The following is a 13414-nucleotide window of genomic DNA, read 5'->3' on the forward strand; positions in this document are numbered from 1 at the left end:
GAGCTGAGGCTCTTTTTCTGCACTTAAAAGGTGAAAACGTAAAATTCCCATCAAGCACTTGAATCATGTGTTTGATGGGGATTTTGGAGTTTCTGGTGAATAATTCAGGTAGAAAGATAAAGTTTAAATCACGCATAAAGGCCGCTGTCCCCGACCAACTGATAGTCTTAAAAAGACTGGTTCCCACCGTCAGCATCACTGCCAATCCCGTAAAAATAACCAGTTCTTCGAGTGACCGCACCGGCTGGATCGTCCACCATGTGATCGACTCCAGCTGACACCACCAACTTATTCCCAAGAAGACCCAGCTCACCAACCGGTAACTGGCTAACGTGGATCCCGCAAAATTTGGCAATAACATCCACACCACCCACCTTCACCGCTATGATGGCAGGTGAACCAACGTTACGCTACCGTTTTGCTCCGGTATACGCAAACCTACTATCGAACTCAGTATTCTCCGTACTCATCGTCCGTTTGCCCATAACTGAAGGTCGAAAGTTCTAAAATACTGGTTATCCCCAATCTAACAGCGACCAGAAAATTAGGCAACAAGGCAGTCTCTTCGCCTTACCGGTCAGCAGATATGGGCTGGATCGGTGCGAACACAACTTGAAGCCTCGAAAGTGCCGAGTCTACAAGCTTGGTTTTCTACTAAGCCAGTGAGCAGTTCACTCACCGACTAAGTAGAACGACGCGCCTGAGCCCATATCTGCTGACCTCACGGCTTACATAACACCCTTGGGCGACTAAGATAACGACTGTCACATCCGCTATCAACTGAAGTGAAAAAATTATCAAGTCATCATGTTTCCCAACTGCTTTCCTGATAAAACACAACCGAGCCGGATAGCCGCTTCTCAGGCCACAGGCGTTCCACAGCAGGCGGAATCTCTGGCAGTCGGAGCGCGACCAACTTAACGGCGCAAACTTTTACCAATACAGAAATAAGATAGGTACTCTATCTTTCAACCTTCAGCCCATAAAAAAACCAGCCCCAATCCGGAGCTGGTTCTCATTACCCTAATTTATTTAACAATTAATTGATCCAAATCGCCTAAGCCTAAGGCCAAGTTGGCTAACTTGCTCAGCTCGGTCAACCGATTATTCCGGACAGCATCGTCTTTTGCCATAACCATCGTTGCCTCAAAGTAAGCAGCGATCGTCGGTTGGATATCAGCCAACGCCGCGTAAAGGTCATTCAAGCCCTTGTCAGCGGCCGCAGCGACTTCGGTAACCCCTTGTTCTAAGGCACCTTCACTGTCGTTTTCGAACAATTTAGCATCAACCGTGGCATCCGCCAATTCAGCTGGCGCCTTTTGAGCTAATCGAATCACCCGCGTCAAGGATTCAATCACTGCCTTGAAGTTGGCATCATCTGCATGGCTAGCCAAAATGTCAGCAGCCGTGAAGATCCGCAAGACATCACTGCTACTCCCGTTCGTCACGGCGTCAATGATATCGTGACGTTGCTTAGCGGAACGCAAGATCTTCCGAATCCGGTCCTTAACGAAGTCCACTACGGCTTGAATCTGACTCGCTTGGTCCAGATCAGGTGCCACTTCAGCAGCCGTTTCAGCAGCGATAAAATCTTGTGCCAATTCAGCGACCGGTAAGGCCCAGTTCTGATCCTTCGCAATCCGTACAATCCCCGTTGCTTGACGTCGCAGAGCGTAAGGGTCATTGGACCCACTTGGAATCATCCCAGCAGCAAAGAAGGTCAAAATGCTATCGAACTTGTCAGCTAAGGCCAAGACAGCCCCAGGAACGGACTCTGGCAGTGCGCCATCCGCTGAGATTGGTTCGTAGTGTTCGCGAATCGCTTGGGCAACGGCAGGATCTTCGCCAGCTAACAGGGCGTATTTCTCACCCATGACCCCTTGGAGTTCGGCAAATTCACCGACCATGCCAGTAACGAGATCGAACTTGTAAATTTCACTAGCCCGCAACGTAGCCTTAGTTTGGGCATCATTTAAGTTCAGATGCTTAGCCAAGACGGACACAATGGCCTTAACCCGGTCCATCTTTTCAGCCATGGTACTAATCTTGTCGTGGAAACTAACCGTCTTCAAACGATCAACGTAATCGGCAATCGTCTTCTTCTGGTCTTCCGTGTAGAAGAACATCGCATCTTCTAGCCGTGCCGCCAGCACTTTTTCGTTACCAGCAACCACGTTTTGTAAGTCATGGTCCGTTCCGTTTCGTACGGAGATGAAGACTGGCAACAACTTACCGGCAGCGTCACGCGCGTAGAAGAACCGTTGGTGATCACGCATTGACGTGATGAGCACTTCATCTGGAATCGTCAGGTATTTCTCGTCAAAGCTACCGGCAAAGGCAGTTGGCCATTCAACCAAGTTATTGACTTCTTCCAGCAAGCCGGCATCAATATCGACCGTCCAGTCGTTGTCCGTAGCCAATTTATTGATTTGCTTCTTAATCAGCGCCTTACGCTTGTCAGCGTCAGCGATGACGAATTGGCTGGTCAAGCTTTCTTCATAGTCCGCAGCCGTTGCCAGGTCAATTTCTTTTCCTAAGAAACGGTGACCACGGGTGCTCCGCCCTGTCGTCACGTCGAGAATGGTGAATGGAATGACTTGGTCATCCAGCAAAGCCACCATCCAGCGAATTGGCCGAATATATTGGAAATGGTGGGTGCTCCACTTCATCATGGTTGGGAACGTCATGGCCATGACAATGTCACGCAACCCTGCCAAGACAGTAGCGACCGGTTCACCGGCAATGAACTTGTCCACGTAGACGTATTCAGTCCCCTTAATTTCCTTAAACGTAATGTCATCTGGCGTTAAGCCTTGGCCCCGGGTAAAGCCGATAGCGGCCTTCGTCCAGTTACCATCAGCGTCCTGGGCGATCTTCTTAGCGGGTCCCTTAACGGATTCACTGATATCGTCTTGCTTGTCGGCCAAGCCCGTGATTTGTACCGCTAACCGCCGCGGCGTTGAGAATGGCTTAATGTCGTCGTAAGCCACACGTTGTTCCTTTAAATAATCAGCTGTCCGCTTGACCAACTGCTTAATGGCTGGTGTCACAACGTGAGCGGGCATTTCTTCTAGTCCAATTTCCAGTAAAAATGTGTGTGCCATTATTTTTTGGCCTCCTCATCGTCTGCTAGTAATTTTGCACGTAGGTCTTCATCCTTAATCAATGGGAAACCACGTTTCTTCCGTTCAGCAACGAAGGCCCGTGCCACGGCGCGTGCCATGTTCCGAATCCGTGAAAGATAACCGGCCCGTTCCGTAACGGAAACTGCGCCACGAGCATCTAACAGGTTGAAGGTGTGGCTACACTTCAAAATGTAGTCGTAGGCTGGGTGAACCAAGCCATTAGCAATCTGTTTCTTAGCTTCAGCTTCGTATTCATCGAAGTGCCGCAGTAACATGTCTTGATCGCTTTCTTCAAAACTGTACTTGGAGTGTTCGTATTCTGGTTCTTTGAAGATGTCACCATACTTCACACCATCAGCCCATTCCAGGTCAAAGACGGAGTTCACGTCTTGAACGTAAGAAGCTAACCGTTCCAAACCGTACGTTACTTCGGAGGTCACGGGATCAACTTCCATCCCCCCAACGACTTGGAAGTAAGTGAATTGGGTGATTTCCATCCCGTCCAACCAGACTTCCCAACCCACACCGGCACAACCCATGGATGGGTTCTCCCAGTTATCTTCAACGAAGCGGATATCGTGTTCCAAAGGATCGATACCCAACTCACGCAAACTGTTCAAGTAAAGCTCTTGAATGTTATCGGGTGAAGGCTTCATGATGACTTGGAATTGGTGATGTTGGTATAACCGGTTAGGGTTTTCCCCGTAACGACCATCGGCTGGTCGCCGGGAAGGTTCAACATAAGCGGCGTTCCAAGGTTCTGGACCAATTGCCCGTAAGAACGTGTAGGGACTCATGGTACCGGCCCCTTTTTCAGTATCGTAAGCTTGCATCAGCATGCAACCTTGTGCAGACCAATACTGTTGTAACTTTAAAATGATTGCTTGCATGGACAGTTTTTCTGTCATGGGTGCAGTTCCTCCTTGTGTGGTTGCCAGTCGACAAACTTCAGCTGGTTGACCGATTAAACAAATAAGCGCGCAAAAAATCCCTACGAGAATTCACCGAGGCAAATTCACGTAGGGACGAATTTTAATTTCGCGGTTCCACCCTACTTCTAGTCAATGACTAGCAGCTTACTTGGAAACGACTCCGAATGTGCCAACTCACACCGCCTTGGATTCGGCTTCCACTATCCCGAACTCGCTAAACCAACGCCGGTATGACTCTCATTCATCATAATCGACTTATTTAACTGTGTTTTATCATAGCCGTCTGGAGCGGGGATGTCAATGTGTTTCGCAGAAATGAGCAGCGAAGTCTCCGCCTAATACGTTCGGCCGACTGCGATTGCTCCAAACTGCCGACTGGATTACTCACGTGTATCCCATAAATCACACTTAACCCTAGGCTAGCTCTCGTCGACTCAGCCAGTACACAACCACCAGTAGCGGCAATGTCACTGCCATCACTGGATAGAGCCAGGCCCACGGCAGATAGGTCGTAATAGCCCCTGCTAGTATAGGGCCAAGCGCCATCCCCAGATCAATTCCAATGTAAAATGTACTGTTAGCCAGGCCTCGGTCGGACTCGGCCACTAACGTGAGAGACTTGGCCTGGCAAATGGAAAACATCAGCCCATAGCCCGCAGCGAATCCCACTGCGCCCACTGCCAGCATCAGCCAGTTCGTCATTTCCGTTAAGCCAATAATCCCAATCAGATTACATCCCAGGCAGATCCAAAAGAATTTTTTAAAGGGTGTCCGATCAAACGCATCCCGTAGCAGGATGCGCATAGCCAGCAAAACCAGCGCATAGACCGGAAAGAAAGCACCCACCGGAATATCAAAGCCCCGGTGTTTCACATAGCTTACAATATAGGTCTGCGTCGCAAAATACGGTAGCGAAAAGAGCAAGAGAATAACGGCAACTGGGACTACCTTAGGCTGGATCAGCCGTAGTTTAGGCTGTTGCACCTTATTCTGCCGATAATCCGCCTGAGGAACACCACGATTGCCTACAAATTGGATAATTACCAGTAACAGTAGTACACAGAACGTCGCAACCCAGAAGACACTACGGTAGCCGAAATGGTGAAAAAGATAGACACTCACCGCGGGTCCTATCGCCATCCCCAAGGCATTCGCTGTCCCGTAAATCCCCATACCGGTACCAATCCGATTTGCTGGTAAGAGACTGACCATCCAAGTTGACATGCAGACCGTGCACAACGTATAGCCGACCCCATTCACGATTCGCCACAGCATAATCAAGGGTACTGACGTCGTCACGCCGTAGCCAACGCAGGCGATCAGAATTAAGATCCCCCCGGCAAAACTTAACCGATATTTGGAAATACGATCTGTTAGATTTCCGGCCAACGGTCGCAGGACCATTGACGTCAGGTTCATCATCCCAGCGACGCCCCCGGCCACAACGCTACTTGCACCAATATTACTCGAGAATCCGGCAATAATCGGATTGACCAACATAGGACTCATGAGGAAGAAAAAACCTGCTGCTAAAATTAATTTCACATCTTTCGTATACAATTGAACCTTCACACAACTTCAATCCCTTTCTAGATTTTTATCAACTCGTTTGAGCATGGCAAGCAATTGCTGCTGCTCTGCCATTGTAAATCCCCCAAACAGAACCTGCCCGGTCGTTTTTAAGTGGGCATCCATCTGCTGACGCTTCGCAACACCAGCTGCGGTAAAGCACACTAGCTTGGCACGACCATCATTGGGATTGGCATCCAACCGCAATAACTTTCGCTCAACCAATCGCTTAACAATGAGCCGCGCCGTTTGATGGGTAATCTGCTGATGGCTTTTAAAGTCCGTAATCGTGCTGTGCGGATAATCAGCAAAGAAACGCAACGCATCTGCTTGTTCGCTAGTCAATCCGATCTGACCGACGAATAAGTTTCGCTTGTGCCGGATTTGTCGGCCTAAAATCACAAGTTTACGAGACAGCAATTGATTGTCGTTCATGAAATCACCTCTGCATTAACTATACAGCTAGCTGTATAATTTGGGAAGAGCCGGCTTAATCTTTTTTAGATCAGTCAGCATTTTCCCCACTTAAATCTCTTCATTACCACTATGCCAAAGACTTTTGACAGACAAAGTGCCAGAACAATGAGACAATTAAGTCATCACAGAAAGGAAACTTTCCAATGGCATCCCTAAACTTGCAGCACACCCTGGTTGCCTATCGTCAGCAGCAACATCTAACTCAGACTGACTTGGCCGAAGCGCTCTATACGTCCCGGCAAACCATTTCCAATTGGGAAACGGGCAAGACTTACCCAGACATTCAGAGCTTGGTCCGCTTGGCCAATCTGTATCACGTATCCGTCAACGACCTGGTCCAAGCCGATTTATCTGCCGTACAAAATCAAACCGCTCAATACCATCTCAAGCCGCTCACCTTAGCCGCGATTGGCTGTTTGGTTGCCGTTTACGGACTCTTCGTCAGTCTCCGCTGGTTACCTATGGTTCCGATCGCCATGGCCATTGCCGCGCTCACCACTATTGGTCTAGCCTTGATGGGCTATCTCATCCATCTCAGCCAAAAGCTTCAACTGAAGACGTTTCACCAAATCAAAGCCTACTTGCACCATCAGCCCGCACCAACTAGCCCGCAGTCGCACATGCGTCAAACCTTAACCCTCGTACTAAGCGGCCTCGTTGGGTTGCTCATCGGCGGTGGCATAACCTGGTGGATTGCAAAAGCGGTGTTACACTGGTCACTCTAAATTAGTCCACCGTATGTTAAAACGACACGCCCACAAGAATCACGGGTGTGTCGTTTTAAGCATTGTATGGGCTGTTTTAATTTTTGTCCGACGAGTCATTCGGTGCATTACTCGATGGCATCGTCATCCGCGCCGACCAGGACTGCATCTGATCCAAGAACCGCTTGCTCTTAGGATGCACCCCAATCTGACTATCATAGATTTCATCCATCAACTGCCGCAGCGCATGTTCCGTCTGGGGCTTCACATTAATCGTATGAAGCTTATCCAGATCGAGCACTGAGAACTGCCGCAGATAATAAATGGTGCGCTGACCCAAGTGTAAGCGCCGCGGGTCCATCTGCCAATGCTGCTGGCACAGGAGCCCCCCGTAGCTTTCCGAGTAGTCAAACGGTAAGTCATTTCTACCACAGACGGCACAGCCCTGGAGTTGGGGCGCTACCCCGAAGGCTGGCATCAACTGAATTTCCATGATGTTGGTCACGATTGACGCATTGACCCCATCGTCAATCAAGGTTAGCGCCCGTTGCACTCGATGATACCAATCCGGTAACGGTTGGCTGTCTGGAAACGCCGAATCCACCAGACTCATGATATACGTGGCATAGGCGTTCTTGAAAATGTCTGCGCTAATATTCTGAAATTGGCTGGTTTCACGCGCCGTTCGAATATACGATAGGCCGTCGTCGGCGATATCGCCCACGTAGCTTCCCACCGTAAATGGTAAAATATCGGCAACCATCCTGAAGCCTTTTTTCTTAGCCCCCCGGACCAGAAACATCTTTTTTCCGAACTCTTGCGTCAAAAATTTGATTAAGAAGTCCCGTTCCGCGTAATCGTGGCGAAATAACAGGATGCCGTGAAAGTCCGTCACATTACGTGCCACAGTCATCCCTACTTTCTTGATTCAGTCTAAAGATCGTCCTTCCGATAGCCGTAGCTCTTCAACAGCGTTGACTTGTCCCGCCAATTTGGCTGAACCTTGACCCATAATTGCAAATAAACCTTACTGCCTAGCAAGTGTTCAATATCGCGCCGAGCCATGGTCCCGATCTTCTTGAGCATGCTACCGCCCTTACCAATCATAATGCCCTTTTGAGTGGGCCGTTCGACGATGATCGTGGCCTCAATATGCACGTGGTCCTCGTCCTTTTGTTTCATACTCTCGATTTCAACCGCCACAGAATGCGGAACTTCTTCACGCGTTAACATGAAGATCTTTTCTCGAATTAATTCACTGACCACAAACCGTTCGGGGTGATCGGTTACCTGGTCTTCGGGATAGTACTGTGGCCCGTTAGGCATCTCGTCAACCAAGTCAGAGAGAAAATCGTCAACGTTATTTCCCTCTAACGCAGAGATTGGGTAGACGGCCTTCCAAGGCAACGCCGTCTTATACTGATCCATCACAGACAGTAGATCATCCGGGTGAATCTGATCAATCTTGTTGATTAACAGGTAGACCGGCGCCGTAATCCCCTTTAAGCGGTCAATAATAAAGTTATCACCGGCACCGCGCTTTTCAGCTGCGTTAATCATGAAGAGCACAGCATCGACCTCGTTAAGCGCCGACATCGCTGACTGTACCATGTAATCGCCCAGCTTACTCTTCGGCTTGTGGACCCCCGGAGTGTCGATAAAGACGATTTGTGCTTCATCCGTCGTATAGATCCCTTGAATCTTATTCCGCGTCGTTTGCGCGGTATCCGACATGATCGCAATCTTTTGGCCAATTACCCGGTTTAAAAATGTTGATTTTCCTACATTAGGACGGCCAACAATCGCCACAAAACCTGATTTATAATTTGGATTATCCATATTTTCCTCCACTTAGAACCACCGACTTAGGGCTGGCAACATGACTAAGGCGGCGACAATCACCGCAAAAGTTGCGGCCAGCAGCACGCCACCGGCAGCCACATCCTTAGCTCGTTTAGCTAAATCATGATAGGTCGTGCCCACCACCAGGTCAACCACGGCCTCCACGATGGTATTCAGTGTCTCCGCAATCAGCACCAAGAAGATGGCTAAGACTAGCCAGAGCCATTCGTTGAGGCTTAAGCGCAGAATGATCCCCATAATCACTGCCAGCGTGCCTAAAGCCAGGTGTTTTCTAAAATTTCGTTCGTAGTGAAACAAAGCGCGCAGGCCATCCCACGCATGACCCAACGACTGTATAAACGCCCGGTTTTTACCGGTCTGTTTTTTACCGTTTGAGGCCATAAGCGTCTAAAATATCCGCCTGCAGCTTGAACATGACTTTCTCATCCTCAGGCTTCATGTGATCATAGCCGTTCAAGTGAAGGAACCCGTGGACCACGAGAAAACCTAATTCCCGTTCGTAGGAATGGCCCAAGTATTCCGCCTGTTCTTCGACCTTATCCATGGATACAAAAATATCGCCAATGTTTTCCGGAATCTCTGCGGCCATTTCGTCATCCATTACCAACGGAAAATCGTCATCAGCGTCCTCATCATCTTCAATCGCAAAACTGATGACATCGGTTGCCCGGTCAACCCCACGATATTGTTTATTAATTTGATGGATATCTTCATTATTCATCAACGTGACGGACATTTCCGTGTTCTCAGCGAGTTTTAAATACTTGCCCGCATACTCCAGAACGTCCTTAATCATATCCACGTGCTTAGCTGGCACACCGTCTTTGGTTTTGTCGTAAATCTCTAGATCCATTATTTATTAGCTCCATTTGGTTTAGTATCGTTGGCTTCATAGGCATTAATGATGCTGGCCACGACTGGGTGCCGGACCACATCATCGGCATTAAAGGTCACAAAATTAATGTGACTCACGTTTTGCAAGATGTGTTGGGCTTGAATCAGCCCTGATTTGGCATTGTGCGGTAAGTCAATTTGCGAAATGTCTCCGTTCACAATCATCTTAGAACCAAAGCCCAGTCGCGTTAGGAACATCTTCATTTGCATATTGGTCGTATTTTGCGCTTCATCCAAGATAACAAAGGCAGATTCAAGGGTCCGACCACGCATGTAAGCCAGTGGCGCAATCTCAATGACCCCACGATCCATCAAGCGAGTCGTGTGCTCTGCGCCTAAGATGGCATACAGCGCATCATAGATCGGCCGCAGGTATGGATCAACCTTTTCCTTCAGATCCCCTGGCAGAAAGCCCAGACTTTCGCCGGCTTCCACGGCAGGACGCGTAATGATCAGTTTTTCCACGTCGCCACGCTTCAACGCTGCCACGGCCATGACCACGGCTAGAAAAGTCTTCCCGGTACCGGCTGGACCGATACCAAAGGTAATATCATTGTGTTTGATTGCATCAATATATTGGCGCTGGCCAAAATTCTTGACCCGAATGGCCCGGCCCTTGGCATCCTTGATCAGCGTTTCATTGTAGAAATCCTTAAAGTACGTTAGGGTTCCCTTCCCGGCCATCTTCATAGCGCTAATCACGTCAGCACTGTTGAGCTTAATGCCCTTAGCCAACAAGTCACTCAAGTTTCTTAAGATAGCCAGCGTTTGGTCAACCGCATCCGCGGCACCGGAGACTTTGATTGAATTGCCAAAGGGCTTGATGGTCACCTGCAAGCCCTCTTCAAGGATGGTGACAAACTGATCTTGGGCCCCCAGTAGTGCGACCTCATCTTCGGGTCGTGCCAAGATATATTCTTTTTCAATCGTTGTGTTTTCAGTCAAATACGGTGGCTCCTTTATTTTTAATTAGTGTCTGATAGTCAAATTTTAGCATATTGCCGGGGATTGTAAAAGGATTCGACGCGAAAAGCCCATAGGAGCTAATGACAAGTGAAATAACAGAGAATTTATAGTCTCAAGCTTTCCAAATTTTCAATACTGCCTCAATACTTTGGAATTTCAACTTTACGTTCCAACACGAGTCGATCACGCAGCCTCAAACCATTTTCAAAGATCTCCTCTGAATAAGCCTGCGTAAAGTAGTCCGGTTCCACCGCCACGATTCGATACCCACACTGCTGATAAAGGCGCAATTGAATCAGGCTGGTCGACCCAGTTGCCACGCGCAGCGTCCGATAACCGTGTTCCATCGCCCATTGTCGAGCAAACTCTAACAGCACCTTAGCAAACCCCTGGCGCTGGCGACTGGCCGTTACCGCCAAATTCGCAATTTCCAACGTTTGCTGAGCTCGCGGGAGAAGGACCAAGACGCCTACCAGCCCTTGTTCATCCTGTGCGGCAAACGCCGTCGACAATGGCAAGTAATGATCAATTAGTCGCTGACTGGGATCGGCCGTTAGCAACAAGGCATTCTGCTCGGGCGTTGGTTGACTTATTTTTTGATAGACAAGCGTCATTCCAATTCCCTCCATTCGTTAAAAAATTGGTGCGTATCAACTGCCCACTAGTATCCGTTTCAACTAGTCACACTCAGCGATGAAAAAGAGTCTGAGACTTCTATCTCAGACTCTTCCTTAGATTACTTATTTAATTGGGCCTTAACGGTCTTGTTGACGATGGCACCATCGGCCTTGCCCTTAACTTGAGGCATGACAACGCCCATGACCTTACCAAAGTCACCCATACCACTAGCAGACACCTTAGCGATGCTGTCAGCGACGATCTTGGCAATTTCATCTTCGCTCATTTGCTTAGGCGCATACTTTTCAACGATAGCGATCTCAGCTTTTACGCCTTCGACCAAGTCGTCCCGGTTACCCTTAGCAAATTCTTCCATGGATTCTTTCCGCTGCTTTAATTCGCGGGAAACTACCGTTAATTCTTCATCCGGCGTTAAATCATGGCCTTGCTTGACCTTTTCATTCGTCAATGAAGCCTTCATCATCCGAATCACATTCAAGGATAATTTGTCGTGCGCCTTCATAGCCGTCTTTAAATCAGTGTTGAGTTGGGTTTCTAAACTCATTCTTTCTCCTCCTAAAAATCATAATTACTTATTAGTTTACACCTATTTAGGGAGAACGTCAGTCGAAGTTGCTTTAACTTGTCCTAAATTGTACCGTTGTCCCCACTGTTCCATGGCCGAAATGACTGGCCACAGGGAGCGGCCGAATGCCGTCAGTCGGTATTCAGTCTTCGGCGGAACCTGTGCGTAAATTTTCTTTTCCAACAGGCCATCTGCCACCAACTCTCGCAACTGGCGGGCCAACATTCTGGCAGAGATAGTGGGCATCCAACGCTCAAAGTCACTGTAACGGCCCACCTGTTCCTGAAATAATCGGTACAAAATCACACTCTTCCACTTGCCTGCTACGAATTGTAACGTACTTTCTACTGGGCACCCCGCGGCACAATCGTAAGCCTGTCGTTCCATTGTCTCCATCCCCCTTACATCAACGGTCTCAGTCTACGCTGACCCGCACCAAAAATCGACTATCTTGATTTCTGATTTCTATTTGCATCCACCAACTGCCACAATTTCTCAGCTCGCTCACAAAAGTGTTAGTAACTCCCTAAAAGTTCAGGATTGTTTTTCTCGTGACGATAGATTAGGCTATCAGTAACCTCAGCATTTCAGAAGGGAAGTTTTATGATGTCAGATATGCGGGCTATTGGGTTCACCCAGCACTTACCCATTGAAAATGAAAAGAGTTTCTTTGAATTTTTGGAACCTAAACCGACACCCACCGGTCACGACATTCTAGTCAAGGTTCAGGCAACCTCCGTTAATCCAGTTGATACTGGCGTTCGTCGCCAAACTTCAGGCACATTGCCTTCACCCAAAGTCATTGGCTGGGACGCTTATGGCACCGTGACGGCCGTCGGCGATGCGGTAACCCTCTTCCAACCAGGTGATCGTGTCTTTTACGCCGGCTCTTTCAAGCGCCCCGGAACGGACAGCGAGTACCACCTCGTGGACGAACGCATCATGGGGCACGCGCCGACTCAGCTTAGTCCGGCCGAAATTGCTGCCATGCCGCTCACCTCGCTGACTGCGTGGGAAGCCCTCTTTGAACAACTAGCGATTGCCAGCAATGACCCTGCCAACAACTCAGGCAAAACGATCCTCATTATCAATGGCGCCGGTGGTGTAGGCTCAGTCGCTACCCAGCTGGCACATCTGGCTGGTTTAACCGTCATTGCCACCGCCTCTCGACCGGAGACCATCGCCTGGACTAAGGCGCACGGCGCAGATATGGTCGCTAACCACCGGAAGAACTTGATTGATGAAGTCCACGCACTGGGCTATGCAACAGTTGATTACATTTTAGAATTGAGCAACCTCAATCAACATTGGCAGGAAATTGTCGCACTCATCAAACCCAGCGGCCACATCGCGTCGATTACCGGCAGCGATCAACCACTAGACTTACGCGCCCTCAAGCAGAAACGGGCTACCTTCGCCTGGGAGTGGATGTACACTAAATCATTCTACGAAACGGCTGACATGATCAGTCAACATATTATTCTGGAACAAATTCGACAACTGTTAGACAATGGTCAACTTCAATCTACACTGACTCAGACGTTTACGCCCATTAACGCCGCCAACCTTCGCGCGGCCCACGCCTTGGTCGAATCCAATCGCATGATTGGCAAGGTCGTCTTAACCAACGAAGATTAACTACTAACTAACGCAATAGCCGCTCCCAACAATCTGCTTGCA

At 48.8% G+C, this 13414-nt stretch carries 15 protein-coding genes; 2 read left to right on the forward strand and 13 right to left on the reverse strand.

Going from position 1 to position 13414, the window contains the following annotated elements; translation table 11 throughout:
• From HF569_RS12335 to HF569_RS06995, 5 genes are all read right to left on the reverse strand, one after another.
• The coding region (locus HF569_RS12335; RefSeq protein WP_211089668.1) for a hypothetical protein at positions 1 to 361 on the reverse strand (361 nt) is incomplete at its 3' end.
• 667 nt (positions 362 to 1028) lie between these two features.
• Positions 1029 to 3104, reverse strand: a complete 2076-nt coding sequence (glyS, locus tag HF569_RS06980; RefSeq protein WP_168901864.1) for a glycine--tRNA ligase subunit beta — start codon at positions 3102 to 3104, stop codon at positions 1029 to 1031.
• On the reverse strand, positions 3104 to 4033 hold the full coding sequence (glyQ, locus tag HF569_RS06985) for a glycine--tRNA ligase subunit alpha (RefSeq protein WP_168901865.1): 930 nt from the start codon (positions 4031 to 4033) through the stop codon (positions 3104 to 3106). The genes glyS and glyQ overlap by 1 nt, the downstream gene beginning before the upstream one ends.
• Before the next feature lie 438 nt (positions 4034 to 4471).
• Complete coding sequence (locus tag HF569_RS06990; RefSeq protein ID WP_168901866.1) at positions 4472 to 5629, reverse strand: MFS transporter; 1158 nt, start codon at positions 5627 to 5629, stop codon at positions 4472 to 4474.
• A gap of 6 nt (positions 5630 to 5635) precedes the next feature.
• Entirely contained in the window at positions 5636 to 6061 is a 426-nt protein-coding gene (locus tag HF569_RS06995) for a MarR family winged helix-turn-helix transcriptional regulator (protein ID WP_168901867.1), read from the reverse strand.
• A gap of 185 nt (positions 6062 to 6246) precedes the next feature.
• Here HF569_RS06995 and HF569_RS07000 point away from each other — a divergent pair, with 185 nt between their 5' ends.
• On the forward strand, positions 6247 to 6828 hold the full coding sequence (locus tag HF569_RS07000) for a helix-turn-helix transcriptional regulator (protein WP_168901868.1): 582 nt from the start codon (positions 6247 to 6249) through the stop codon (positions 6826 to 6828).
• Positions 6829 to 6904: 76 nt separating this feature from the next.
• On the opposite strand, the gene recO is transcribed toward HF569_RS07000, so the two are convergent.
• The 8 genes from recO to HF569_RS07040 all read right to left on the reverse strand — a co-directional run bounded on the left by recO (position 6905) and on the right by HF569_RS07040 (position 12121).
• Positions 6905 to 7720 carry a DNA repair protein RecO gene (recO, locus tag HF569_RS07005; protein WP_168901869.1) on the reverse strand — a complete coding sequence of 272 codons (816 nt, stop codon included), beginning with the start codon at positions 7718 to 7720 and terminating at the stop codon, positions 6905 to 6907.
• Positions 7721 to 7740: 20 nt separating this feature from the next.
• Positions 7741 to 8646 (reverse strand): GTPase Era, encoded by a 906-nt coding sequence (gene era, locus HF569_RS07010; protein ID WP_168901870.1) that lies wholly within the window; start codon positions 8644 to 8646, stop codon positions 7741 to 7743.
• 12 nt (positions 8647 to 8658) lie between these two features.
• Positions 8659 to 9051 carry a diacylglycerol kinase family protein gene (locus HF569_RS07015; protein WP_168901871.1) on the reverse strand — a complete coding sequence of 131 codons (393 nt, stop codon included), beginning with the start codon at positions 9049 to 9051 and terminating at the stop codon, positions 8659 to 8661.
• A complete protein-coding gene (gene ybeY / locus HF569_RS07020) occupies positions 9035 to 9523 on the reverse strand; it encodes an rRNA maturation RNase YbeY (RefSeq protein ID WP_168849862.1) in 489 nt (162 codons plus the stop codon). The genes HF569_RS07015 and ybeY overlap by 17 nt, the downstream gene beginning before the upstream one ends.
• Positions 9523 to 10509, reverse strand: a complete 987-nt coding sequence (locus HF569_RS07025) for a PhoH family protein (RefSeq protein WP_168849861.1) — start codon at positions 10507 to 10509, stop codon at positions 9523 to 9525. Before HF569_RS07025 ends, ybeY begins: the two co-directional genes overlap by 1 nt.
• A gap of 161 nt (positions 10510 to 10670) precedes the next feature.
• Positions 10671 to 11144: a GNAT family N-acetyltransferase gene (locus HF569_RS07030; RefSeq protein WP_168901872.1), complete on the reverse strand. Its 474-nt coding sequence runs from the start codon at positions 11142 to 11144 to the stop codon at positions 10671 to 10673.
• Between the two features lie 122 nt (positions 11145 to 11266).
• On the reverse strand, positions 11267 to 11713 hold the full coding sequence (locus HF569_RS07035; RefSeq protein ID WP_168849859.1) for a GatB/YqeY domain-containing protein: 447 nt from the start codon (positions 11711 to 11713) through the stop codon (positions 11267 to 11269).
• Between the two features lie 42 nt (positions 11714 to 11755).
• A complete protein-coding gene (locus tag HF569_RS07040) occupies positions 11756 to 12121 on the reverse strand; it encodes a winged helix-turn-helix transcriptional regulator (RefSeq protein ID WP_168901873.1) in 366 nt (121 codons plus the stop codon).
• A gap of 219 nt (positions 12122 to 12340) precedes the next feature.
• Here HF569_RS07040 and HF569_RS07045 point away from each other — a divergent pair, with 219 nt between their 5' ends.
• The gene (locus HF569_RS07045) at positions 12341 to 13372 is read left to right on the forward strand and encodes a zinc-binding alcohol dehydrogenase family protein (RefSeq protein ID WP_232842593.1); all 1032 of its coding nucleotides are present in this window, start codon (positions 12341 to 12343) and stop codon (positions 13370 to 13372) included.
• Positions 13373 to 13414: the final 42 nt, after the last annotated feature.

Origin of the sequence: Levilactobacillus tujiorum (assembly GCF_012641185.1) — a bacterium.
In the GTDB taxonomy this organism is placed as follows: domain Bacteria; phylum Bacillota; class Bacilli; order Lactobacillales; family Lactobacillaceae; genus Levilactobacillus; species Levilactobacillus tujiorum.

What these genes read in the sequence shown, in the direction of transcription:
- glyS (WP_168901864.1), bottom strand. Translation starts at nt 3,104, where the DNA reads ATGGCACACACATTTTTACTGGAAATTGGACTAGAAGAAATGCCCGCT.
- glyQ (WP_168901865.1), bottom strand. Translation starts at nt 4,033, where the DNA reads ATGACAGAAAAACTGTCCATGCAAGCAATCATTTTAAAGTTACAACAG.
- HF569_RS06995 (WP_168901867.1), bottom strand. Translation starts at nt 6,061, where the DNA reads ATGAACGACAATCAATTGCTGTCTCGTAAACTTGTGATTTTAGGCCGA.
- HF569_RS07000 (WP_168901868.1), top strand. Translation starts at nt 6,247, where the DNA reads ATGGCATCCCTAAACTTGCAGCACACCCTGGTTGCCTATCGTCAGCAG.
- recO (WP_168901869.1), bottom strand. Translation starts at nt 7,720, where the DNA reads ATGACTGTGGCACGTAATGTGACGGACTTTCACGGCATCCTGTTATTT.
- era (WP_168901870.1), bottom strand. Translation starts at nt 8,646, where the DNA reads ATGGATAATCCAAATTATAAATCAGGTTTTGTGGCGATTGTTGGCCGT.
- HF569_RS07015 (WP_168901871.1), bottom strand. Translation starts at nt 9,051, where the DNA reads ATGGCCTCAAACGGTAAAAAACAGACCGGTAAAAACCGGGCGTTTATA.
- ybeY (WP_168849862.1), bottom strand. Translation starts at nt 9,523, where the DNA reads ATGGATCTAGAGATTTACGACAAAACCAAAGACGGTGTGCCAGCTAAG.
- HF569_RS07030 (WP_168901872.1), bottom strand. Translation starts at nt 11,144, where the DNA reads ATGACGCTTGTCTATCAAAAAATAAGTCAACCAACGCCCGAGCAGAAT.
- HF569_RS07035 (WP_168849859.1), bottom strand. Translation starts at nt 11,713, where the DNA reads ATGAGTTTAGAAACCCAACTCAACACTGATTTAAAGACGGCTATGAAG.
- HF569_RS07040 (WP_168901873.1), bottom strand. Translation starts at nt 12,121, where the DNA reads ATGGAACGACAGGCTTACGATTGTGCCGCGGGGTGCCCAGTAGAAAGT.
- HF569_RS07045 (WP_232842593.1), top strand. Translation starts at nt 12,341, where the DNA reads ATGTCAGATATGCGGGCTATTGGGTTCACCCAGCACTTACCCATTGAA.